Below are 23,872 nucleotides of genomic sequence, written 5' to 3'. Positions count from 1 at the left end.
ACAAGGAACCCAACCATGATGGCGACAAAAATAATTCCGCCCGCCGATGGCGCCTATGCCTACCCCTTGCTGATCAAGCAATTATTGCTGTCCGGCGTGCGCTACGAACCGGGCCGGGAAATCGTCTACGCCGACAAACTGCGCTACAGCTACCAGACCCTCAACCAGCGGATCCGCAGGCTGGCCAACGCCTTGACCGCTGCCGGCGTCAAGGCCGGAGATACGGTGGCCTTGCTCGACTGGGACAGCCATCGTTACCTGGAATGCTTCTTTGCGGTACCGATGATCGGCGCGGTGCTGCATACCGTGAACATTCGTCTTTCGCCGGATCAGGTGCTCTTCACCATGAACCATGCCGAGGACGACCTGGTGCTGGTGCATGATGATTTCCTGCCGCTGGTTGAACAGATCCAGGGGCGGCTTGAAACCGTCAAAGGTTACCTGCAGCTCACGGACGACACAGCAATCGATACGTGGTTACCGGTGCTGGGGGAATATGAAAACCTGTTGTCCAGGGCCGCAGACCGGTACGACTTTCCCGACTTCGATGAAAACTCGGTGGCGACCCTTTTCTACACCACGGGCACCACGGGCGACCCTAAGGGCGTGTATTTCACCCACCGCCAATTGGTCCTGCACACCTTGAATGCCGTGGGCACTTTGGGTGTCTATCAAGGCCTGCCGTTGCTGCGTTCCGATGATGTGTACATGCCCATCACCCCGATGTTTCACGTGCATGCCTGGGGTGTGCCTTATGTCGCCACCCTGATGGGGCTCAAGCAGGTGTACCCCGGCCGCTACGAACCCAACAGCCTGGTCAGGTTGTATCGTGAGGAAAAGGTCACTTTTTCCCATTGCGTGCCGACCATTCTGCAGATGATCTTGAGCTGCGAGGAAGCGGCACAGACCCGTTTCGATGGCTGGAAAATGCTCTTGGGTGGCAGCGCACTGACGCTGGGAATTGCCAGCGAAGCGAGCGCCAAAGGTATTCAGGTGCACAGCGGTTATGGCATGTCGGAAACCTGCCCATTGCTGTGCCTGACGTACCTGCGTGATGAAGACCTCGAACAATCCACGCAAGCCCAACTGGCCACCCGCATCAAGACTGGCACGCCGGTGCCGATGGTCGACCTGAAAATCATCGATGCCAATGGCAATGACGTTGCCCATGACGGCGAGTCTCTGGGCGAGATCGTGGTGCGCGCACCCTGGCTGACCCAAGGCTATTTGAAGGAGCCCGAAAAGGGTGCCGAGCTTTGGCACAACGGCTGGATGCACACCGGCGATCTGGCCTCCATCGACGCCTTGGGAGGGGTGGAAATCAAAGATCGAATCAAGGATGTCATCAAGACAGGCGGGGAGTGGATCAGCTCCCTGGAACTGGAAAGCCTGATCAGCGAACACGCGGCGGTGATGTCGGTCGCGGTCGTGGGCATTGCCGATGAGCAATGGGGCGAACGGCCGATGGCGCTGGTGGTGTGCGAGCCTGGGCAGTATCTCGACCGCAAGATCCTGGAGACGCACCTTCAAGGGTTTGTCGAGCGTGGCCGCATCAACAAATGGGCGATCCCCAAGCAGTTCAAGTTCGTCGCCGAGATTCCTAAAACCAGTGTGGGAAAGATTAATAAGAAGCTGATTCGGGAAAGCGAATTGGGGTGAAAAAGAAGATGAGGTACCAAGGGGCGAGTGTCCCGACCCTATGATTCAATGACTAGCCCAATCCGAAAAGGTTGGGCTTTTACATACCCGAAAATACCCCCGATTAAAAAAACGATCAGTGGTCACTCATTCCCCGGTTTTCGTCGATTTGATGAGATTGTTGCGCAGCTTCACGATCGCATTCTGCATCTGCATGAACTCGTCCGGTGTCAGACCGGTTGCGTCGGAGAGGCCCATTTCGGGACGGCCTTCGCGCAACTGTCGACCATTCTTCGTCAGACTGATGCGCACCTGCCGCTCGTCCTCGGGATCACGCTGCCTCTGTAGATAGCCCATCGCTTCCAGCTTCTTCAGGATCGGTGTGAGCGTGTTCGATTCGAGAAACAGCTTCTCGCCCAGGCTACCCACGGTTTGATTGTCTTCCTCCCATAGCGCAACGATGGTGATGTATTGCGTATAGGTGAGCCCCAGCTGCTCGAGTATCGGCTTGTAGGCCTTGCCGAAGGCCAGGTTCGTGGAATAGACCGCAAAACACAGAAAGTCGGAGAGCTTGGCGGGAGCCGTCTTGTCGGTGGGTTTCATGTGCTTCCTCGTTGGCCAAAGTTGAAGGCTCGCAAAGGCAAAATATACCGCGTATGCGATTGTATCGGAACAGCTCTGACTTCGACTGTGGCCGGGTTCGACAGTACGAATGAGCTCCTGATTCGCATGCGCTTAAAGCGCATGCGATATATACATGGAAAAAAAAGGCCAATCACAGTGCGTCATGCCGTGAGGACGTTCAGGGCCACGTCGATATTGCCTCGCGTCGCTTTCGAGTAAGGGCAAATTTGATCTGCGGTATGCGCCAGCGTTGTCGCGATGTCATGCGCCAGACCTGGGACGCGCAGAGTCAACCGAGCCTGGAGGAAGTACGCCGGACCGGTCTGGCCCAGATCGACTTCGATGTCGACGGACAGATCAGACGGCAGCACCACGTTCATTTCATTTGCCACCAGCCCGACGGCGGCGGTGTAGCAGGCCGACCATGCGCCGGCGAACAATTGCTCGGCGGTTGGGTGCGGTGCAATGGCTTTGAACTCGTGCGCCAGTTTCGCGTTTCCAGGCGACGAGAGCTGGATGTCGAGGCTGCCGTTATGGCCCCGCGAAGTATTGCCAGCGGCGCTAACGGTGGTGTGAGTCTTGCCGGTGGCCAGTACTTTTTCGATCTTGCTCATGGGGGGGGATCCTCAACGTTTCAAAAGATGTGATTTATGTGTCGTATACGTTTGTATCGTATGCGATGCAATAATAATTGCGCAGACCCCCACCGATGTCAATTGATCGCGTTGCGCCTGCCGACGAGTGGTGCGGCCACACAAGGTCGACTGCTTTTAGCGATATGCCGAATTCGTCATCAACCCGACCTAAAGCGATCAAGCCGTGAGCCTTGGAATGGCCCAGTCTGGATGGTCTGTCCAAGGAGATGAGCATGATCCGACTGACCCTGATCGAAGCCCGAGAACTGGCCGAATCGATTCTGTTGCACAACGGTTTTAATCTGGCCCACGCGCAAGCGGTGGCGGCGACGGTGATCGCCGGCGAGCGCGATGGCTGTGCCTCCCACGGTTTGTACCGGATTCTGGGCTGCGTGAATTCCCTGCGGGCCGGCAAGGTGTCGGCCGATGCCGAACCGCAGGTGATCGACCAGGCGCCGTCGATCGTGCGGGTGGATGCCGCTGGTGGTTTCTCGCAATTGGCGTTTCAGGCGGGGCTTGGGCTGCTGACGGAGAAAACCCGGGCCAACGGGATTGCGGCGTTGGCGATCAATCGCTGTGTGCATTTCTCGGCGCTGTGGGTGGAGATCGAGCAGTTGACCGCTGCCGGGTTGGTGGCGCTGGCGTGTAATCCGAGCCATGCCTGGGTGGCACCGGCGGGGGGACGTGTGCCGGTGTTCGGCACCAATCCCATTGCCTTTGGCTGGCCGCGTGCGGGGCAGGATCCGTTTGTGTTCGACTTCGCCACCAGTGCGATTGCCCGTGGCGATATCGAGTTACATCGGCGTGCCGGCAAGGCGATTCCCGAGGGTTGGGGCGTGGACGCTGAGGGCCGGCCGAGCACCGATGCCAATGTGGTACTCGACAGCGGCGCGATGCTGACGTTCGGTGGGCACAAGGGCTCGGCGCTGGCGGCGATGGTGGAGTTGATCGCCGGGCCTTTGATCGGTGATTTGACCAGTGCCGAGTCGCTGGCTTATGACGCGGGCAGCAAGTCGTCGCCGTACCATGGCGAGTTGATCATCGCACTGGATCCGCGACGTTTTTTGGGGGCGGCCACTGAGGAACACTTGGTCCGGGCCGAGGTGTTGTTTCAGGGCATTGAAGGGCAGGGCGCACGCTTGCCGTCGCAACGGCGTTATGCGGCGCGGGCACGCAGTGTGGTGGAGGGGGTGCAGATTCCCGAGGCACTGTACAACGACCTGAAAGCACTGCTGGCTTGAAACGAAATACCCAACCCTGTGGGAGCGGGCTTGCTCGCGAAGGCGGTGTGCCAGGCAATGCAAATGCTGACTGACACTCCGCCTTCGCGAGCAAGCCCGCTCCCACAGTTTTTCGAGTGTTTTTTAAATCGGGTCGCGCTGGTTGATGCCGTCAACCAGTCGAGCAATGCCCAGCGGGTTGGCATTTTTCAGGGCGTCGGGCAACAACGCGTCCGGGCAGTTCTGGTAGCACACCGGGCGCAGGAAGCGTTCGATGGCTAGGCTGCCGACCGAAGTGCCACGGGCATCGGAGGTCGCCGGATAGGGGCCGCCATGCACCATGGCATCGCAGACTTCGACGCCGGTGGGGTAGCCGTTGAACAGCACCCGGCCGACCTTTTGTTCCAACAGTGCCAGCAGATCGGCGTGTTCCTTCAGGTCCTGTGCTTCGCCAATCAACGTGGCGGTGAGTTGACCGTGCAAACTGTTAAGCGCTTGTCGCAACTCGGCCTTGTCGGCCACTTCGACGACGAGGGTGGTCGGGCCGAACACTTCTTCCTGCAATAGCGGATCACCCTTGAACAGCAGACTGACGTCGGCCTTGAACAGTTGCGGCCGCGCTTGATTGCCCTGCTGATCGTGGCCTGCCAAGTGGGTTATTCCCGGATGGTCGAGCAAGGCCTGCACACCTTTTTCGTAGCTGCCGAGGGTGCCGGCATTGAGCATGGTCTGCGCCGGTTGTTCGGCCATCAAGGTACTGAGCCGCGCGGTGAAAGCACTGAAGTGGGGTGAGCGAATACCGATCACCAACCCCGGATTGGTACAGAACTGACCGCAACCCTGGACCACCGACGCCACCAGTTCACCGGCGATTTTCTCGCCGCGCGCGAGCAGAGCTTCCGGCAATACCAGCACCGGGTTGATGCTGCTCATTTCGGCGAACACCGGGATCGGTTGTGGCCGTGCGGCGGCCATGTCACAGAGGGCGCGACCGCCCTTTAGCGAGCCGGTGAAACCGACGGCCTGGATCACCGGATGCTTGACCAGCGCTTCACCGACGCCTGCGCCGTAGATCATGTTAAACACACCTTTGGGCATGTCGGTTTGCTCGGCGGCGCGGATGATTGCATCGGCCACGCGTTCGGCGGTCGCCATGTGTCCGCTGTGGGCCTTGAACACCACCGGGCAACCGGCGGCCAGAGCGGCAGCGGTGTCACCGCCGGCGGTGGAAAAGGCCAGCGGGAAATTACTGGCGCCGAACACGGCCACCGGACCGAGACCGATCCGGTATTGGCGTAGGTCGACCCGTGGCAGTGGCAGACGTTCGGGCAAGGCACGGTCGATACGCGCACCATAGAAATCGCCCCGGCGCAGAACCTGAGCGAACAGGCGCATTTGGCTGCTGGTACGGCTGCGTTCACCTTGAATGCGCCCGGTCGGCAGCGCGGTTTCGCGGGTGACCAGAGCGACGAATTCATCATCCAGCGCATCCAGTTGCGCGGCGATCGCCTCAAGAAATTCTGCACGGCGAGTCGCCGGCAAGTTGCGAAAGGCCGGGTAAGCGGCAGCAGCGGCCTGGGCGGCGGCGTCCACTTCTTCCACGGTGGCTTGCATGAAAGAGAAGGGCAGTGCTTCGCCAGTGCTGGCGTCGTGGCTGTGCAGGGTGATGCTGCCAGCGGTGCTACGGGTGCCGCCGATGTAGTTGTGGCCGATGATCTCGGGCATGGAAAACTCCTGTTGGAAAAGAGGGGGGCTAATGCCAGTCAGTCAAGAATTTGAACGCCCGCAATCCATGTGGGAGCGGGCTTGCTCGCGAAAGTGGTGTGTCAGGCGACATTAATGTTGACTGTGCCGCCGTCTTCGCGAGCAAGCCCGCTCCCACAGGTTTTTGGCTCAAGCTAGCTCACTACCCCGGCGCGGGGTGGCCGGCGCGGCGCTATCCAGTGCAGCAATACGCGCAGCGGATTCCGCATCCACCTGGTGCAACGACTTGCCGCGGGTTTCCCGGGTCAGGCCGACGGCCACGATGGAGATCAGCGCGGCACCCACCAGGTACCAGGCGATGGGTGTCGAGCTGTGATATTTGTTGAGCAGGGTGATGGCGATCAGCGGTGCCAGGGAACCGGCGAAGATCGGCGCCACCTGGTAGCACAGTGAAAGTGCGGTGTAGCGCACGTGCGTCGGGAACATTTCGGCCATCAGGGCCGAGTAGGGCGCATAGGTCATCGACTCGATGCCCAGGCCCAGAATGATCGCTGCCATGATCAGCCAGTTATTGCCGGTGTCCATCATCGGGAAACCGATAAAGCCCCAGAACGCAGTGAGCACCGCGCCGGTCAGGTAGATCGGTTTGCGCCCGACGATATCCGACAGATACCCCATCAACGGAATCAGGAAGAAGTGCACCAAGTGCGCGCCGAACATCAGCAGCAGAATTTCCGAGGTGTCCTTGTGCACCACCAGTTTCAGGTAGGTGATCGAAAAGGTAACCACGGTGTAATAGAGAATGTTCTCGGCAAAGCGTGCGCCGATCCCGACCAGCACAGCGCGCCAGTGATGACGCAGCACTTCGACCACACCCAACTGTTGCTGCTTGGTCTGTGCCTGACGGGCCTGGGCTTCTTTGAAGATCGGCGCGTCATCGACGCTGGTGCGAATCCAGTAGCCGATCAGCACCACCACCGCCGAGAACCAGAACGCCACGCGCCAGCCCCAGGCGAGGAATTGTTCCTCCGACAGGTTCGACGACAACAGCAACAGCGCGACCGTAGCCACCAGGTTGCCGGCTGGTACCCCGGCTTGCGGCCAACTGGCCCAGAAGCCGCGACGGTTGTCGGGGCAGTGTTCGGACACCAGCAGAATCGCGCCGCCCCATTCACCGCCAAAGGCAAAGCCCTGGATCAACCGCAGCAGCACCAATAACACTGGCGCGGCATAGCCGATGCTGTCGAAGCCGGGCAGGCATCCCATCAGAAAAGTGGTGATACCGACCACCACCAGGCTCAATTGCAGCAGGCGTTTTCGGCCGAATTTGTCACCGTAGTGACCGAACACCAGACCGCCCAATGGGCGAGCGAGAAAGCCGACCGCGTACAAGGCGAAAGCGGCGATGATGCCGTCAATCGGGCTGTTGGTCTGGCGGAAGAACAACTGGCCGAAGACCAGTGCGGAGGCGGTGCCGTAGAGAAAGAATTCGTACCACTCGGCAACGGTGCCGGCCATGGCGGCGGCCACTACGCGTTTGAGTCCCGAGGGGGTGGTTGCGCTTTGCGTGTGTAGAGGATTGGACATGCTGGCGTTTCCTGTAGAGGCGCAAAAACAGGCAGCCGGGCCGGATCCGCAAAGACCCGCCCGGCAATCACTCAGAGACCGACGTCTGGCAACTCCGGACGGTTAGCCAGGGCCTTGGCCATGATCTGCTCGACGAACACCCGATCGGCTTCCGGCAGTGCCAGGCGTGGCGGACGGGTCAGCGCGCTGCCGCGACCGGCGATGGCTTCGCAGAGCTTGATGCACTGCACCAGGTCGGCACGGGCATCGAGGTGCAGGATCGGCATCAGCCATTCGTAGATCGGCATGGCTTCGGCGAAGCGACCGGCCTTGGCCAGGCGGAAGATGGTTTCGCCTTCTTTCGGGAACACGTTGGACATGCCCGAGACCCAGCCTTCGGCACCCACCGCGATGCTTTCCAGCACCACGTCGTCGAGACCTGCGAACAGCACGAAGCGGTCGCCGACTTCATTGCGCACGTCGATGAAACGACGGGTATCGCCGGACGAATCCTTGAAGCACACCACGTTGTCGCAGTCGGCCAGGGAAATCAGGATGTCCGGGGTGACGTCGTTTTTGTAGATCGGCGGGTTGTTGTAGACCATCAGCGGTACGTCGGCGTTTTTCGCCACGTAGCGGTAGTGCTCGGCGGTCTCGAACGGTTTGGAGCCGTAGACCAGCGCCGGCATCAGCATCACGCCGTCGACGCCGACCCGGCGCACGGCATTGGCGACCTTGGCCGCTTGCACGCTGGTGAACTCGGCCACACCGCAGATCACTGGCACGCGACCCCGGGAGGCATCGACCGCGACTTCGGTCACGGCGATTTTTTCTTCGGCGGTCAATGAGGTGTTTTCCCCCACCGAACCGCACACCACCAGGCCTGATACGCCGTCACGGATCACGTTGGAAATCACCTGATGGGTTTTTTCCAGGTTGATGGTGAAGTCATCGTTAAATTGAGTGGTCACCGCGGGGAAGACGCCACTCCAGTTAATACGCTTGCTCATTGTTGCCTCCGGTTCGTTTTTGTATTTCGTATACGATATTTTAAATGACAATGACTCGGCTAGTGTTTTTTTCAATGAGTCAGGGGTTTTTGGTAGCCGTTGGTCTGGGGGAGTTTCAGGCACCCGGCCATGTGTCTGACAGGCGATAGCCCTGTGGCCACGGATCGCTCGGGTCGAGCAGCAATTGGTGGGTGCCGGTGATCCAGGCCCGGCCGGATATGCACGGGTAGATTGCGGGGCGTCCGGCCACTTCGGTCAGGGAATCGATGCGGCAGTGGAATTCGGAACCGATGATCGAACGCCCAATAAAGCGCTCGCCCACCTGCATCAATCCCTTGGCCTGCAGCACCGCCATGCGCGCCGAGCAGCCGGTGCCGGTAGGCGAGCGGTCAATCTTGCCGGGTTGAATCACCACCGCGTTGGCGCCAGTGGCGATGCCATTTTCAACGACGATGGGCGCGGCAATCTGGCAGAAGGAAATATGTGACCACTCGGGGTTCAGCGGATGGACGAAGCCCAATTGTTCATTGGCCGCGCGAGTGATTTTCAACCCGACCGCCACCAGGTCGGCAGCCTCATCAGGACGAATGGAAAAGCCCAGGCGTTCGGCGTCGGCGATCACAAAGCTGTCGCCGCCATACGCAGTGTCGACCTGCAACGAGCCAAGGCCTTCGACTTCGATCCAGGCGTCGAGGCGATCAGCGAAGGAGGGCACGTTCTTGATTTCTACCCGCTCGACCTTGCCATCACGGCAATCGGCCACGGCCTCGATCAGGCCGCCGGGCGCTTCGAGCACCAGTCGGGTTTGCGGTTCGGTCATCGGCAGAATGCCGCTGTCGAGCAGCACGGTGGCGACGCACAGCGAATTGGAGCCGGACATCGGTGGCGTGTCCGCCGGTTCCATGATGATCCAGGCCATGTGCGCCCGAGGATCCTTGGCCGGCACCAGCAGGTTGACGTGACGGAACACACCGCCGCGCGGCTCGTTGAGCACGAAGTTGCGCAGTGTCTGATCCTTGGCGATCCAGCGCGATTGCTCCCACACAGTGGCGCCCGGTGGTGGGGCGACACCGCCGACGATCACATCACCGACTTCGCCTTCGGCGTGACAGCTGACTACATGAATGACTTTCGATGAGCGCATTACCTGCTCCTTGTTTTGTCTGTTTGGGCCCCTTCGCGAGCAAGCCCGCTCCCACATTGGATCTCCTGTGTGCCACAGATCTCGAATGTACCGAAGTTCTAATGTGGGAGCGGGCTTGCTCGCGAAGGGGCCAGCCGCTATTTCACCGATTTCAGAAATGCCGCAGTCTCCGCATGCACCGGATTCCCAATCACCTGATCCGGCGAGCCGATCTCGTGCACCAGGCCATTGCGAAAGAACGCCACGCGGTCGGATACATCGCGGGCAAAGCGGATTTCGTGGGTCACCAGCACCATGGTCATGCCGTCTTCGGCGAGCATGCGCATGGTGTCCAGCACCTCGCCGACCAATTGCGGATCGAGGGCCGACGTGGCTTCGTCGAACAGCATGTAGTCCGGCGACATGGCCAGGGCGCGAGCGATGGCCATGCGTTGCTGCTGGCCTCCGGACAACTTGCCAGGGAAGGTCTTGAGCTTGTCGGCAAGGCCCACGTGGGTCAGTTGCTGCACCGCCAGTTCCTCGGCGTCGCACTTGCTTTTACCCAAGACTTTGCGTGGCGCCAGCATCACGTTTTCCAGCACCGTCAGATGCGGGAAGGCATTCCATTGCTGGAACACGATGCCGATTTTCTGCCGCAGGCGATTGAGGTCGGTGGTGCTGTCGTGGACCTCGACGCCATCGACGCGAATGCTGCCTTTCTGGATCGGTTCCAGGCCGTTGATGCACATCAGCAGGGTCGATTTGCCGGAGCCCGAGCCGCCGATGATCGACACCACCTCGCCCTTGTTCACCGTCAGGCTGACACCCTTGACCACGGCGAGGTCGCCGAAGGATTTATGTACGTTGTCGATCTCAATCATTTTCTTGCCACCTTCTTTCCAGACGAGCGCCCAGGCGTGCGACCACCAGGCTCATGACGTAGTAAATAAGGCCCGCGATGCACAGCACCAGCAACGGTTCCTGGATGCGGGTGACGATGGTTTGTGAGGCGCGCAGCAGTTCGACGATGCCGATCCACATCACCAGCGCGGTGTCTTTCATCACGCCGAGCACCAGATTCAGCCAGCCCGGAAAAGCCACCCGGGTGGCCATCGGCAGGACGATCCAGCGCAGGTCCTGCAGGAAGCTCAGGCCCAGCGAGCGACTGGCCCGGCGCAAGGTGAACGGCACCGAAAGCACACCAGCGCGGACGATCTCGGTGAAGTACGCGGCAGCGTAGACCCCCAGCACAATGCAGCCGACGCTGAAGGCGCTGATGTTCAAACCGACGATGCTTTTGAGCGAGTTGAACAGCACGAACTGGATCAACAACGGCACGCTGCGAAACACGTCCAGCACCCAGGCCAGGGGCAAACTGGCCCGCGGCAACAAGGCCCGCAACAGACCAAAGAGCAAGCCGGCGAGGGAGCCGAGCAGGATCGACCAGAACGTCAGTTGCAGCGTGACCCAGGCGCCATTGAGCAGGAACAACAGGTCATTGGAGGAAAAACCGGTAGAGAACATGCACAGCTCCTCAGTAACGGAACAACCGCCAGGCCATCAGCCGGGCTGCCGCGACGATCGCCTTGGCAATCAGGTAATACAGCACCGCTGCGATGGCGAAGAACTCGAAGGTGCGGAACGTTTTGACGTTGTAGTCCTGGGTCACGCCGGTCAGGTCATTGTTCAGCCCGACGATCACCCCCAGCGACGTCATCAGCACCGCCCAGACCATTTGATTGGTCAGCGGGTAGAAGACGATTCGCAGCAGCTGCGGGACGATGATCATGCGGTAGGCCTGGAAGGCACTCATGCCCAGCGAACGTGCAGCGCGCACTTGTGTGTCCGGTACGGCCTTGAGGCCACCGCGAAAGTTCTCCGCCAGGTACCCGGCATTGTTGAAGGTGATCCCGGCCAGCAGGGCGAGCCATGAACTGACGTGCAGGCCCAGCGAGCCGAGGCCGAAGTAGAGGACGTAGATCTGGAACAGCGACGGGGTATTACGCGCGATTGATACCCAGCCGTTGCCGATGCCGCGCAGCAGCGGGTTTTTGCTTTCGCGCATCACGGTCAGGGCCAGGGCGATCAGCACGCCGAAGATCATCGACAGCGCCGCGGTCTCGAAGGTGACCAGAGCACCGGCGAGCATGTCCGGCAGGGCGCGCAGCGCTGAGCGCCATTGGAAGCTGTAATCAAACATGCGCAGGGCTCTCCAGTAGGGCGGCAGGTTGTAGCCACGCCGGCAGACGCCCGCTGGCGGTGGCATTGCAGGCGCCATCGACGCATTCGGCGAGGCTGGCAAAGTGCACCTTGCGACCCACCAGGCCGGGTGCGTAATGGGCGTATTTGCCGGAGTTGGTCATCAAGGTTTTTGCGGCCGGCGGGATCACCGGTTCGCCGAGCATGCACCAGCAGGTATCGGTGACCAGGGTGGCGCCGAAAGCTTCGATCACGGCGACATGCCCGGCTTCGCGAGCCTGCTCCAGCACGGCACGGCCGCAGGTAATGGCGAGGACTACTTCAGGGTGTTTGTGCCGACCGAGGCACAACCGCGCGAGGTGGGCGAACTCGCTGAGGGAGAAGTGCGGATTGCCCAGCGAGACCACATCCACCCGGTTGTCGCGGGCACTGTTGAGTTCGCGCCAGCTGAGCAGCAGATCCTTCAAGAGGATGTGTTCCACCGGCACCGGGTTATCCGTATCCAGCACTTGAGACGGGTCGATGGCTTCTGGGGTTATCTCGGCGATATGGAACAGTGGAGCGGCGGACGTGGTGGCAAATGCCGCGCCGAAAGCTTTGAGGTCGTCCAGGCTTGGCTTGCGGTTTTCCAACCCGCGCACCAGTGGAATCCGGCTGCCCGCCAGCGCGCCGATGTGGTAACCGAGCAGCGGGTAGAAGGCATCGTCCAGTTCACCCAAGGCGGGCAACTCGATCTGCAGTCGGGCCTTGCGTTGCGCGTCCAGGTGACAGCCGATCAACGGCGCGCGACCGGTCAGCGCGATGCAGATATCGAGGTAGTCCGGGTACTTCAGGGTGCGTGCGCCGAGCACGCTGTTGGCATAGACCACCGCGTTGGATTCGGCCCAGACGATCTGCTCGCCAGCCTTCGGCGCGCTGTCGAGCAGGTAGGGCGCGCAGGTGAAACTCAGCTGTGCGCCCATTGCCATATAAGCATCGCCCAAGGCACTGGCCGGTTCGCCGAGGGCGGGATCAATGCCTAGCTCGCGCCAGCGGCGCTGGTCCACGGAAATCGAATTGAGGGTGGTGGGCACCCGCACTGTTGCTCCCCATTGCACCAACTGTTGGGCAAAACGCAGGCTCGCAGGTCCCGTGTAGATGCAGCCATCGATGTGCGCTTGGGTGACATTCACCAGATGGCGGGCACCTTGCAGTTCGGCCATGCGCAGGACGATCTGCATCGCCACCTGCGCGGCCTTGCCATGCTGGCCGTCGAGCAGTGCTTGGTCGTGTTCGGTGAGTTCGATCGCGGTGGCGATGTCGGTGCTCGGCAAAGGGCTGTCGCTTGCCTCCCAGGCATCGCCCGGCAGGTGCTCGAACAGGCTCAGCGTTGTGCCCTCGACCCGAGCGAAGGCCTTGCCGCGCAGAGCGGCGAAGGCCTCCCGGCCGATGCACAGCACCGGCAGGGAACGCTCGAAAATGGTCTGTGCCACAAGCACGCCCAGGGTCAGGATCTCATCGGGCTCGGCCAGCACCAGTGCGGCCGGTGCGTGACCGTTGCTGATCAGTTCCATCAACACGCTACTGCCGGTGCACGAGCCGCGACCGCTGGGAATGGCCAGCACACGGCCGGCCAGGTATTCGCCGCTGAGCGGGTGGTGACGGTCAATGATCTCGCCGCTATACGGATCGACCCCGCCCCAGAAACTCAATCCGATATCGGCGAACAGCAGGGCGCCCTCGGCGGCGCCCGCGACCAGGCTGCGACCGGTCAGAGAAGTGGGCCTAGGCATGCCGGACATCTCAGTAGTAGACCTGTGGTACGGTCAGATTGGTCGGCGAGATTTCAGTGCCGACCCATTTGACGAACAGCTCCTTGTAACGACCGGTGCGCACCTGCTGGTTGACGAACAAGTTGAGGTAATTGAGCAGGCCGTACTCGTTGCGCTTGGCGCCGAGGGAAACGTAGTCGATCACGTACGGCGCGTTACCGGCGACTTTCAGGTTTTTGTATTTGCCGGATTTGAGGGTGGCGGCCGCCACGGTGTTGGTGACCACGGTGGCGTCGATATGGCCTTGGGCGATCGCCAACAGGGTGTCGTTCTGCGACTGATAGGCGCGGAAGGTGCCGGTGCCCCAGTTCTTCACATCTTTCTCCAGGGCGATGGCCTCATAGGTGCCGCTGGTGTTGCCCACGGGTTTGCCCTTGATGTCATCGAAGCTGTTGATGCCGGTGTCATCACGAGTCAGCACCACCATCTGGAAGGCAAAATAAGGCACGGTGAGGCCGACGGTCTTGGCCCGTTCTAGGGTGTCGGAGGTAGAGGCGACGATCACGTCGGCCCGCCCGGAGACCAGCGCCGGAATGCGGTCCGGGAACGGCGTCTCGACCACTTCGGCCTCGACCCCGAGGATTTTCGCCAGGTCATGGCAGTAGTCCACGTCGAAACCGGCCGGGTTGTTGCCCGCATCGCGAAAACCCATGGGCGGGAAGTCCAGGGTCACGGCGCAGCGCAGCTTGCCCGAACCGATGATGTCGTCGAGCTTGTCGGCCTGGGCGGTGGCGATAAAGGAGGTACTGAGAACAGCGCTGAGGGCTACGGCAAATGCGGGGTTTTTCATAGAGGCCTCGTTGATGTGAAGTGCTGTTGGATATCGTATTGGGGATTTCGTATACGATATTAAATATAGCAATCAACGTGCCCGTTTCCAGGCCGAGGTGTGAATTAATCGTCAGGCCTTGAGGTAGAGGTGTTGTAGTGGCGCAACGGAGGGGGAGTGACGCTGTGAAGGCTTGGGCTCGCCACGGCGGGTGTTACAGATGGGAGCAATGGTTGTGCGGGGCGCCCCTTTAAGGAACACCGGACCTGCGATCCTTTGATCGACCAACCCTTTGCCCGAATTCACCCCATGTGGCGAGGGAGCTTGCTCCCGCTGGGCCGCGAAGCGGCCCCAATCCCGGCGATCACGGTTTTTCAGACCTACCGCATGCTCAGGCTTTGCGACTGCTGCGCAGCCGAACGGGAGCAAGCTCCCTCGCCACAAAAGCCCTGTGGCCTCAGATTAATGTTCAGGACGGCGGATCGAGGTTATCCAACACTCGATTCACCGCCAACTCCCCAAGCATGACCACCGATTGAATCCCCAACATCACGTTGCGATGTGGCATGTCCATCAAGCCGGCGAACTCACTGAGCATCATGCTCGCTGACGCCAGGGATTCGCAGGCGTTGACCAGCAGGGTTTCGTTATCGACCTTCGCACCCACATGGTAAATGGTGCTGGGTTTGCGCTTGGTGTCTTTGGGGATGGCTGGCTTGAGGTAGTGGTCGAGGGCGCGGTCGGCGGCTTCGTTGAGTTTCTTGGAATCGAGGGATTCGTAGGGGGATGTTGGATCGGTTTCCGGCGGGTTGGGTGTTGGTTTGAACATGGTGAAGCTCCTTGATGACTGGAGCTACCACCGTTCGCGGTCAAACGAACAAGGTGGCAGCTGTACGCGGGTTGACCGACCGGACATCAAGGAATCCGGCACACCCGAAGGTGTCCCACGCACAGCCACCGCGACACGATATTTCAGACATGCCTGAAACAGGTCTTGGACGCTGGCGCGCCTTGATTGATTCGGACGGTCAAATCCGATCGCTGATTCGTCAGCGACCCGGAAACGATAGAGCCCGGCCTCAAGGCGCACAAGCCGGCGGATTCTGGCGTAGTCGTAGGCAACGGCGCAAGGATGTGTAGCCTGGGTGAGTATCTGGAAGTGTCGTTTAAACAGTGTTTGTTTAGCGGTCTGACACCGAGCCTTGTGGTGGTTGTACCGGCCTCTTCGCGAGCAAGCCCGCTCCCACAGTTGAGTTGTGTCGGACACAAATAATATGTTCACAGAGGATCCAGTGTGGGAGCGGGCTTGCTCGCGAAGAGGCCCGGAAGAACACCCTCAAACCCCGGACCAAATCACCGGAAAATGACCCTAACGCTGATTATCCCGAAACTGGCTCGGTGAAAGGCTGGTCAACGCGCGGAATTGTCGGCTGAAGGCACTGTGGTCGGTGTAACCGCAGCGCAGGGCGATTTCGGTGATCGGCAGGTCGGTGTGCAGTAACAGCCGCGAACCTTCTTCCAGGCGCGCCTTGTGAATCATCTGCCGTGGGGTGAGCTGGAATACCCGTTTGCAGTGACGCTCCAGTTGCGCCACGGAATAGCCGGCGATGGCGGTCAGTTCGGCGAGGCTGATGGCGCGGGCGAAGTGGCTGCGGATGTGCGCATCCACGGCGGCAAGTTTCTGGAACGCGGGATGGTTGGACTGGGGTGATTGCAGGTCGCGGGAGATCCCGGCCAGGCCAACGATCTGACCCTGTTCATCCTGCAAGGCGAGCTTGTGGGTCAGGCACCAGATCGGCTGATTACCGTAATACAAGTGCAGTTCCAGTTGGTCGGACAGTTCGCGGCCGCTGGACAGTACCCGTCGATCCTGCTCGGTGTACAGCGGGCCGAAGCGTTCCGGGAAGACCATTTCAGCGGTGAGCCCCAGCAGTTCCTCGCGATGCTTGAAACCGCAACGTCGGGCCAGGGTCTGGTTGACGAAGGCGTAGCGGGCTTCGCGGTCCTTGATGAAAAACACCACGTCCGCCAGGGTATCGAGCAGCGGCGCAATCGGCTGCAGGCTGTTGAGCAGCGTTGGCAGGTCGCAGGGTTTGAAGGTGCTGAGCGAGGGGTACATGGCGCTGGGGTCTGATGGCGACCCCGGGATCATAGAGGCTCGGCAGCGTGGCCGAAACCCCCGAGGGGGAATCAGGCCGGTGGGGTGTCGTCCAGGCACATCAAGGTCTCGATTCGCGCCGGGCTGAAGGGTGGGCGGGGCGCCGAGGGTTGCCAGCCAAACAGATGCTGCACCGCACCGCCACACACACGACCCTGACAGGCACCCATGCCGCAGCGACTGGCCAGCTTGGCTTCGCGCCAGTCAGTGTGCCCGGCCAATGCGGCGTGAGGCACGTCTTCGCAGCGGCAGACCAGGGTGTCAGGTTGGGCCAGGGACTTGAGTTGCGGGTCGAGGGCGAATGCCTGATTCAGTGCCTTGGCGAAACCCTGCCAGCGTGCCCGGCGTGGCCACAATTGGCGGGCCGCTTCAAGGTTACCGACCGCCGCGTGGCCAGCAATTTCACCTTCGACCAACGCCAGTTCACTGCCACCAAACCCGGTGCATTCACCCGCCGCATAATGATCGGCACGGCTGCTGGCCTGCCAGGCATCCACCGCCAACGCCTGACCTTCGATGGCGTAACCCAGTGCCTGGCCCAATTGAATGTTCGGGATCAAGCCGAAACCACAGGCCAGCCGATCACATTCCAGTTCGATGATTTTGCCTTGCTGTTGCAGGCGCACGCCTTCCAGCCGGTCAGTGCCAAGGGCGGCCAGCACATGAGTCGCGGTGCGGTAATGGCGGTCGAACAAGCTGAACGATTGCAACCATTTGGCGGGCCAGCGGGGCAGTTGCGCGGCGAAACCGGCGACGGCAATGCGCGAGGCTTGCTCGGCGATGCGTTGTACTTGGGCGCCATGTTTTTTCGCGGTGGCGGCACTCGCCAGTAATAGCGGGCCGCTGCCGGCGATCACCACGCGCTCACCTTGCACCGGCACACCGGCCTTGATCAGCGCCTGCAAACCACCGGCCCCGGTCACGCTCGGCAACGTCCAGCCGGGGAAGGGCAGCAGCAACTCGCGGGCGCCGGTGCACAGAATCAGTTTGTCGTAGCTGATCAACCAGCCGTCGTCATCATCTTCGACCAACAGTTGTTTCGGACCGGGACTGGCGATCACCCGGGTGCCGGCATGACGGCGGATATTGCTGCAAGCCTGCAAACGTTCACGCAGATGACGGGCCTGATCGGGCACGTTGGCTTGAGGGCCGTCACGCCAGATTTGCCCTCCCGGTAGCGGATTGTCATCGAGCATAACGATGCGTGCGCCGCTGGGTGCGGCGGCAAGGGCGGCGGCCATGCCAGCGGGGCCGGCACCGATGATCAGCAGATCGGCGTATTCGTTCATGGACGTGTCTCCACCTGCATGCCGTCTCGGCACAGGGTCTGGCAAGCGAGGCGTCGCCGGCCGTCGATGGTCACCCGGCATTCCTGGCAAATGCCCATGCCGCACAGCGGTGCGCGGCGTTGGCCACTGACCGACGTGCGTGTGCAGCCGTCGCTGCCCAACGCCAAGGCAGCGGCGACGCTGGTGCCCTCGGCTACCTTCAAGGCGCGGCCGTCCAGCAGCAATTCAGGCATAGACAGGTTCTCCGAGGAAGCGCTGGGGGAGATAGGGTTGTGCGGTCAGTGGCGGGGTTTCGTTGAACAGTTGCGCCACCAGCAAGTCGGCCGTGCCGGGGGCCGTGGTGACGCCCAACCCTTCGTGACCGACGGCCAGCCACAAGCCTTGGCGTTGCGGGTGTTGGCCCACTAGCGGCAGGCCGTCGGGGCTGGCGGCGCGAAAACCGGTCCAGGCGCGGATGCCGTTGAGTCGGGCCAGCCCCGGCATGTACTCGGCGGCGCGCTTGAGCATTTTCGCCAGCATCCAGCCTTCGACTTGCGGGTCGGTGGTACCGAATTGCCGCGAGGCACCGATGAACAATTGCCCGGTGGGGCGCGGCTGGATATTGCAGGCGGTCGACGGCCCCGTGGCGTTGTGGGCGCTGGTGACGTAACCCAGTTCGACCAGGGTGTGGGTGACGGTGCGGGGGTAGCGGTCGGTAATCAGCAGGTGACCTTTTTTCGGCTCGATGGGCAACTCCGGGCACAGTTCGTTGGCTTGAACACCGTTGGCCAACACCACCGCTTCGGCACTCAACCAGTGACCGTCATCGAGGCAGACGCGGTTGCCATCGACTGCGCTGACCCGCGCCCGACGTTGACGAATGTTCGGCGTGTCGAGCATCCAGCCGGCCGTCGCTGGCGCATAAAGAATGCCGTCGCCATTGATCAACAAACCGCCTTCCAGACCCACGCGCAGTTCCGGTTCACGCTGGCGCGCCGCACTGGCGCTGACCAATTCGCACGCCACGCCCTGGGCTTGCAGGTTCAGGTATTTGCCATGGGCGACCGCCATTTCCTCGGCGTTGGCCGCCAGCCACAGCGTGCCGTTGTTGCGGTAGGCGCAGCCGTCGGGCAGGTCCGGCGCCAGTTCGCGCCAGCGTTGCAGGGAATATTGACTCAGGGCCAGTTCGGCCGGGTTGTCGTCGAGCACCAGCAAGTGGCCCATGCCCGCCTCCGTCGCGCCGTGCAAGCCGGCGTCCAGCACCAGCACCTGCAAGCCACGACGGGCCAGCGCCTGGGCACAGGTGGCACCGATGATGCCGGCGCCGATCACGATCACATCGGCCACCAGGCCCTCGTTCATGGACGAATGCCCCAGGCGAACGGGTCATCCTGTTCGATGATCAAACTGGCTTCGGCGCTGATAAAGGCACGCCCGCGAATGGTCGGCACAACGCGCTCGCCCTGCCATTCGTAAGAGCCTTCGAACTCGCTGCCGATGACACTGGCCTGGCGCCAGATCTGCCCCGGTTGCAGTTTGTCGTCCGCGGCCAGGCACGCCAGTTTGGCACTGGTGCCGGTGCCGCACGGTGAGCGGTCATAGGCCTTGCCGGGGCAGAGGACAAAGTTGCGGCTGTCGGCGTGATCGTCATCGCTGAACAGCTCGACATGGTCGATCAGCCCACCGTCTTCGCCACGAATACCCTGAGCCTCCAGCGCCTGCTGCACGGCGTAGGTATAAGCGGTCAGCGCGTCGAGGTTGTCGCCGGCTACCCGCAGGCCATGCTCGGCAATCAGGAAAAACCAGTTGCCGCCCCAAGCGATATCGCCGACCACCTGACCGACATCTGGCACCTGCAACACCAGCGCCTTGCGGTAACGGTAGGCCGGCACATTGCGCACGCTCACCGAATGATCTTCATGCAGGGTCGCCTGCACCGTACCCACCGGCGTCTCGATGCGATGCACACCGGGGCCGATCTTGCCCAGATGCGCCAACGACGCCACCAGGCCGATGGTGCCGTGGCCGCACATGCCCAGGTACCCCGTGTTGTTGAAGAAAATCACTCCGGCACAGGCGCTCGGGTCCACAGGTGTGCAGAGCAGGGCGCCCACCAGCACGTCGCTGCCACGGGGTTCCAGCACACAAGCGGCGCGCCATTGATCGTGATGTTCGGCGAGCAGCTTGCGACGTTCGGCCATGCTGCCGGTGCCCAAGTCAGGAAAGCCGGCAGTCACCAGACGGGTCGGTTCGCCGCCGGTATGGGAGTCGATCACGGTGATGCGTTTCATGGGAGGGCCACGTCCGTTCAGATGAGTGAACGAAAGAGTGGCCTGTGCAGCGGGGTGTCGGCTTGATGGATTTATCCTGTGCCGATGACGAAATCAGCACAGCATTCTAGTGGTCAGTGCGCGTGAGGCAGGTGCTCGAACAGGGTTTTGCAGACCCCGGCAATGTGCTCGTCCAGCAGCTTCACCGCCAGATCCACATCCCCGGCACGACAGGCCGCGAGGATCTCACGGTGTTCGTGATCAGCCCGTTCCTTGCCGGCCGACAAGCTCATCTGCATGCGCAAGTAGCGCTCCAGCTTGTCGTTGACCGAACGAATCAGGCTGACCAGAAATGGCCGTTGCGCCGGCTCGTAAAGGCAAGCGTGCAACTCCCAATTGAGTTCGGCCCAGCGGCCCACGTCGTCTTCGCCAATGAACTCCTGACAGATACGCTCGGCACGGGCGAAGGTTTCTTCGGTCATGTTGGGAATGGCCAGGCGCAGTATCTTGTCCTCCAGCAACATCCGCACTTCGAACATCTGCGCCAGCTCGGCATCGGAAACCCGCGTGACCATCGCCCCGCGATTGCGCTGGAACATCACCAGCCCTTCGGCCTCCAGCCGCTTGAGGGCCTCGCGCACCGGAATCTTGCTGACGTTGAACTGGCGGGCAATGTCGTCCTGGCGAATCGGCTCATCTTCCGCGAAATGCCCGGCGACGATCGCGTCCCGCAAATGGCGGGTGATGATTTCCGAGGTCGAAGGGGTATTGCCAAGGTCGGGAGCGTTGAGTTTGGGTAGGTTCACGGCAGCGGTCGTTTGGAGTGAGATGGCGATAGGGTATACGAAATTCTTTCGCTGCGAAGTTCCAGGCGATGGTCGCCCCGAAGAATAGGCATCAGCGGGCGCGACCCAGACGCTTCGCGTGGGATCTCAATGATCTGAATAATCATTCGACGGCGCGTCGGCCCGGGTTTGGAGCGGGAGGGCCGAGTGGATATCTGCGCGAAGCCGATTATGCTTCAAGAAACCTTGCAGCGATGCGAGGCCGCCAGCCTGTTTCCATGCTTCGCGCAGTCCTTGATCCGATGACATCAGCCCTGGGGCCTGGGTACGGTAAAAAGGTAACGAGGTACTCCGCCCTATAACAAGAGCAAGACGGAGAAGACTCATGGCCGCAATCGACAACACATCCACGGGCAGCGCGCCCCACCACGGGATCACCAAGGAGGAGCGCAAGGTCATTTTCGCCTCGTCCCTGGGTACCGTGTTCGAGTGGTACGATTTCTACCTTTATGGCTCCCTCGCCGCGATCATAGCGAAGCACTTCTTCGCCGGCGTCAATGAGACAACGTCCTTCATCTTCGCGCTGCTCGCGTTCGCCGCGGGCTTCGCTGTACGCCCCTTCGGTGCCATCGTATTCGGCCGACTGGGTGACATGATCGGGCGCAAGCACACGTTCCTCATCACCATTGTCATCATGGGTGTCTCCACCGCCATCGTGGGCTTTTTGCCCGGCTATGCGACCATCGGCGTGGCCGCACCGATCATCCTGATCACCCTGCGCCTGTTGCAAGGCCTGGCCCTGGGCGGTGAGTACGGCGGGGCGGCGACCTACGTGGCCGAACATGCGCCGAAAGGCAAGCGCGGCTACTTCACCTCGTGGATCCAGACCACCGCGACCCTCGGCCTGTTCCTTTCGCTGCTGGTGATCCTTGCCTGCCGAACCATTCTCGGCAACGAAGCCTTCGAGGCCTGGGGCTGGCGGATTCCCTTCTTGCTGTCGATCCTGCTGCTGATCGTCTCGGTGTACATCCGCTTGCAACTCAGCGAGTCGCCGGTGTTCTTGAAGATGAAGGAAGAAGGCAAGTCGTCCAAGGCGCCGCTGACCGAATCCTTCGCCCGCTGGGATAACCTCAAGATAGTGATTATGGCGCTGCTCGGCGGCACTGCCGGCCAGGCCGTGGTTTGGTATACCGGGCAGTTCTATGCGCTGTTTTTCTTGCTGCAGACGCTGAAGATCGACCCGCAGACCGCCAACTATCTGATTGCTGGCTCGCTGCTGATCGGCACGCCGTTCTTCATCGTATTTGGCAGCCTCTCCGATCGCATCGGCCGCAAAGGGATCATCATGGCCGGCTGCATTATCGCGGCGCTGACCTACTTCCCGATCTTCCACGCGTTGACCCAATACGGTAACCCCGACGTGTTCGCCGCGCAGGCGAAGAACCCGGTCACGGTGATCGCCGATCAGAGTAAGTGCTCGTTCCAGTTCGACCCGGTGGGCAAGGCCAAATTCACCAGCTCCTGCGACCTTGCCAAGACCGTACTGGCGAAGAAGGCCATACCCTATGAGAACGTGAAGGCCGAGCCAGGCGCTATCGCGCAGGTCCGCATCGGCGACAAGGTGATCCAGAGCTTCGAGGGCACCGGCATGCCGGCCGCCGACTTCAAGGCCCGCAACGACGCCTTTACCGCTACCCTCGGCACCGCCCTCAAGGACGCCGGCTACCCCGAGAAGGCCGACCCGGCCAAGACCAACTACCCGATGGTGCTGCTGCTCCTGACCATCCTGGTGATCTACGTCACCATGGTCTACGGCCCGATCGCCGCCTGGCTGGTGGAACTCTTCCCGGCGCGTATTCGCTATACCTCGATGTCGCTGCCGTATCACATCGGCAATGGCTGGTTCGGCGGCTTTCTACCCACAGTGGCGTTCGCCATGGTCGCGGCCACGGGGGATATCTACTACGGACTTTGGTACCCCATCGTCATCGCCGTGATGACGGCCATTCTTGGCACGTTCTTCCTGCCGGAAACCAAGGATCGGGAAATTCATCACACATAAGGTTGGCACTCGCCCTCTCCCGCAAGGGGGAGGGCAATGTGTGGTGTCAGCATCTTTGAGACCTAGCGCTTACGACGATGGCCCGTGATCATTGACAGTGGCAGGTTTTCACGCAAGCGAACGCTCTCCACCAGCGCTGCGAGGATGTGTACGCAAACCAATGCGAGCAGTGCATGGGCCATAAACTCGTGGACATCACGTAGCCAGTCTTCGCCCCAGAAATAGTCCACTTCTTCCATCAAAAAACCGCTGAGACCCAGGCCGGTCATCAACAACAGCATGAGGACCATCACCAGTGCTCCGATGGGCGAGTGCCCCATGCGGTGATAGCCCTTGCCGGAAAACAGCGCCCGGCCATGCTGAACGACCCGCGTCGGGGTTGGCCAAAAGTCTGACCAACGCGCCGATGGCGGGCCGATGAACCCCCACACCACACGCACCAGCACGACAGCCACGGCGTAATAGCCGAGCCAGCGATGCCAGCCGTCACCTTCCTCATTGAGGAAGTAGTCGCTGATGAAGGCAACCACCAGGGACCAATGACAAACGCGTACGAGAGGGTCCCAGAGGCGCAGGGTTTCAGCTTTCACAGGGGGCTATTCGATTTCTTCTTTCACGACCTTGCCAGTGACCGGGTCAAAGTAGATCTCGACTTTGCGCTTGTCTTTGTCCCAGCCGTAGATCTCGTAGCAATTGCCGCTCGTGACTTTGAACTTCTTGATGTTGTAGCCCTTGGCTTTGAGCTCTTCCTGAAATTTGGCCTGGTCTTGCCATTGGGCCTTGTCGGTTGTGGTGCATTCAGGACCGGCAAAGGCCAGGGGAGAAGCGGCAAGAAGCGAGAGCAACAGGAGTTTGCGCATGGGGTTTCCTCAAAATATTGTTGTTGTCTGACAACGCGAGAGATTCTCAATCACTCTCCGCGCGCTGAAGGTTAGTTGAGCTTTTGATCGCTGTCACGATGTTGCGGGTTGCAAGCAAACGCCCAGGAATGCAAGGGCGTGTAATTCTAATCAGTTAAGACGCAAATCCC

The 23,872-nt window shown here is 61.0% G+C and carries 23 protein-coding genes; 3 read left to right on the top strand and 20 right to left on the bottom strand.

Translation table 11 applies throughout. From position 1 onward, the window contains the following. Positions 1–15: 15 nt before the first annotated feature. On the top strand, positions 16–1,659 hold the full coding sequence (locus tag KVG95_RS20715) for a fatty acid--CoA ligase (protein ID WP_217857738.1): 1,644 nt from the start codon (positions 16–18) through the stop codon (positions 1,657–1,659). Positions 1,660–1,785: 126 nt separating this feature from the next. On the opposite strand, the gene KVG95_RS20710 is transcribed toward KVG95_RS20715, so the two are convergent. After that, the gene (locus KVG95_RS20710; RefSeq protein ID WP_217857737.1) at positions 1,786–2,241 is read right to left on the bottom strand and encodes a MarR family winged helix-turn-helix transcriptional regulator; all 456 of its coding nucleotides are present in this window, start codon (positions 2,239–2,241) and stop codon (positions 1,786–1,788) included. 182 nt (positions 2,242–2,423) lie between these two features. Beyond that, positions 2,424–2,876, bottom strand: a complete 453-nt coding sequence (locus KVG95_RS20705; RefSeq protein WP_095053613.1) for an Ohr family peroxiredoxin — start codon at positions 2,874–2,876, stop codon at positions 2,424–2,426. A gap of 254 nt (positions 2,877–3,130) precedes the next feature. Here KVG95_RS20705 and KVG95_RS20700 point away from each other — a divergent pair, with 254 nt between their 5' ends. Next, complete coding sequence (locus KVG95_RS20700) at positions 3,131–4,138, top strand: Ldh family oxidoreductase (RefSeq protein WP_217857736.1); 1,008 nt, start codon at positions 3,131–3,133, stop codon at positions 4,136–4,138. Between the two features lie 123 nt (positions 4,139–4,261). On the opposite strand, the gene KVG95_RS20695 is transcribed toward KVG95_RS20700, so the two are convergent. From KVG95_RS20695 to KVG95_RS20620, 16 genes are all read right to left on the bottom strand, one after another. Further along, a complete protein-coding gene (locus KVG95_RS20695) occupies positions 4,262–5,842 on the bottom strand; it encodes an aldehyde dehydrogenase (NADP(+)) (RefSeq protein WP_217857735.1) in 1,581 nt (526 codons plus the stop codon). A 168-nt stretch (positions 5,843–6,010) separates the two neighbouring features. Then, complete coding sequence (abaF, locus tag KVG95_RS20690; RefSeq protein WP_217857734.1) at positions 6,011–7,408, bottom strand: fosfomycin efflux MFS transporter AbaF; 1,398 nt, start codon at positions 7,406–7,408, stop codon at positions 6,011–6,013. Positions 7,409–7,479: 71 nt separating this feature from the next. Beyond that, a complete protein-coding gene (locus KVG95_RS20685) occupies positions 7,480–8,397 on the bottom strand; it encodes a dihydrodipicolinate synthase family protein (protein WP_030132201.1) in 918 nt (305 codons plus the stop codon). A 115-nt stretch (positions 8,398–8,512) separates the two neighbouring features. Beyond that, positions 8,513–9,541, bottom strand: coding sequence for a trans-3-hydroxy-L-proline dehydratase (locus KVG95_RS20680; protein ID WP_217857733.1), 1,029 nt, complete (start codon positions 9,539–9,541; stop codon positions 8,513–8,515). A 137-nt stretch (positions 9,542–9,678) separates the two neighbouring features. Continuing rightward, positions 9,679–10,401: an amino acid ABC transporter ATP-binding protein gene (locus KVG95_RS20675; protein WP_217857732.1), complete on the bottom strand. Its 723-nt coding sequence runs from the start codon at positions 10,399–10,401 to the stop codon at positions 9,679–9,681. Continuing rightward, positions 10,394–11,044, bottom strand: coding sequence for an amino acid ABC transporter permease (locus KVG95_RS20670; RefSeq protein ID WP_217857731.1), 651 nt, complete (start codon positions 11,042–11,044; stop codon positions 10,394–10,396). The genes KVG95_RS20675 and KVG95_RS20670 overlap by 8 nt, the downstream gene beginning before the upstream one ends. 10 nt (positions 11,045–11,054) lie before the next feature. After that, positions 11,055–11,720, bottom strand: a complete 666-nt coding sequence (locus KVG95_RS20665) for an amino acid ABC transporter permease (protein ID WP_007903733.1) — start codon at positions 11,718–11,720, stop codon at positions 11,055–11,057. Then, on the bottom strand, positions 11,713–13,491 hold the full coding sequence (gene lhpI, locus KVG95_RS20660; RefSeq protein ID WP_217857730.1) for a cis-3-hydroxy-L-proline dehydratase: 1,779 nt from the start codon (positions 13,489–13,491) through the stop codon (positions 11,713–11,715). Before lhpI ends, KVG95_RS20665 begins: the two co-directional genes overlap by 8 nt. A gap of 10 nt (positions 13,492–13,501) precedes the next feature. After that, positions 13,502–14,320 carry an ABC transporter substrate-binding protein gene (locus KVG95_RS20655; RefSeq protein ID WP_217857729.1) on the bottom strand — a complete coding sequence of 273 codons (819 nt, stop codon included), beginning with the start codon at positions 14,318–14,320 and terminating at the stop codon, positions 13,502–13,504. 448 nt (positions 14,321–14,768) lie between these two features. Further along, the gene (locus KVG95_RS20650) at positions 14,769–15,128 is read right to left on the bottom strand and encodes a DUF6124 family protein (protein WP_217857728.1); all 360 of its coding nucleotides are present in this window, start codon (positions 15,126–15,128) and stop codon (positions 14,769–14,771) included. A gap of 540 nt (positions 15,129–15,668) precedes the next feature. After that, positions 15,669–16,418, bottom strand: a complete 750-nt coding sequence (locus KVG95_RS20645; RefSeq protein WP_038980169.1) for an AraC family transcriptional regulator — start codon at positions 16,416–16,418, stop codon at positions 15,669–15,671. Between the two features lie 71 nt (positions 16,419–16,489). After that, on the bottom strand, positions 16,490–17,746 hold the full coding sequence (locus KVG95_RS20640) for an NAD(P)/FAD-dependent oxidoreductase (protein WP_217857727.1): 1,257 nt from the start codon (positions 17,744–17,746) through the stop codon (positions 16,490–16,492). After that, complete coding sequence (locus KVG95_RS20635) at positions 17,743–17,979, bottom strand: (2Fe-2S)-binding protein (RefSeq protein ID WP_052965270.1); 237 nt, start codon at positions 17,977–17,979, stop codon at positions 17,743–17,745. Before KVG95_RS20635 ends, KVG95_RS20640 begins: the two co-directional genes overlap by 4 nt. Then, positions 17,972–19,087, bottom strand: a complete 1,116-nt coding sequence (locus tag KVG95_RS20630) for an NAD(P)/FAD-dependent oxidoreductase (RefSeq protein ID WP_217857726.1) — start codon at positions 19,085–19,087, stop codon at positions 17,972–17,974. Before KVG95_RS20630 ends, KVG95_RS20635 begins: the two co-directional genes overlap by 8 nt. Continuing rightward, a complete protein-coding gene (locus tag KVG95_RS20625) occupies positions 19,084–20,016 on the bottom strand; it encodes a 4-hydroxyproline epimerase (protein ID WP_217857725.1) in 933 nt (310 codons plus the stop codon). The genes KVG95_RS20630 and KVG95_RS20625 overlap by 4 nt, the downstream gene beginning before the upstream one ends. 113 nt (positions 20,017–20,129) lie before the next feature. Further along, on the bottom strand, positions 20,130–20,801 hold the full coding sequence (locus KVG95_RS20620; protein WP_038980174.1) for a GntR family transcriptional regulator: 672 nt from the start codon (positions 20,799–20,801) through the stop codon (positions 20,130–20,132). 364 nt (positions 20,802–21,165) lie between these two features. Between KVG95_RS20620 and KVG95_RS20615 the strand changes: the two genes are divergently transcribed. After that, positions 21,166–22,842, top strand: a complete 1,677-nt coding sequence (locus KVG95_RS20615; protein ID WP_217857724.1) for an MFS transporter — start codon at positions 21,166–21,168, stop codon at positions 22,840–22,842. A 62-nt stretch (positions 22,843–22,904) separates the two neighbouring features. On the opposite strand, the gene KVG95_RS20610 is transcribed toward KVG95_RS20615, so the two are convergent. Then, positions 22,905–23,432: a cytochrome b/b6 domain-containing protein gene (locus KVG95_RS20610; protein WP_217857723.1), complete on the bottom strand. Its 528-nt coding sequence runs from the start codon at positions 23,430–23,432 to the stop codon at positions 22,905–22,907. Positions 23,433–23,438: 6 nt separating this feature from the next. Beyond that, the gene (locus KVG95_RS20605) at positions 23,439–23,702 is read right to left on the bottom strand and encodes a PepSY domain-containing protein (protein ID WP_217857722.1); all 264 of its coding nucleotides are present in this window, start codon (positions 23,700–23,702) and stop codon (positions 23,439–23,441) included. Between the last annotated feature and the right edge of the window lie 170 nt (positions 23,703–23,872).

It is taken from the genome of Pseudomonas farris (assembly GCF_019145235.1).
GTDB classification, from domain to species: Bacteria; Pseudomonadota; Gammaproteobacteria; order Pseudomonadales; family Pseudomonadaceae; genus Aquipseudomonas; species Aquipseudomonas farris.
This window is presented reverse-complemented; position numbering and strand designations above follow the sequence as displayed.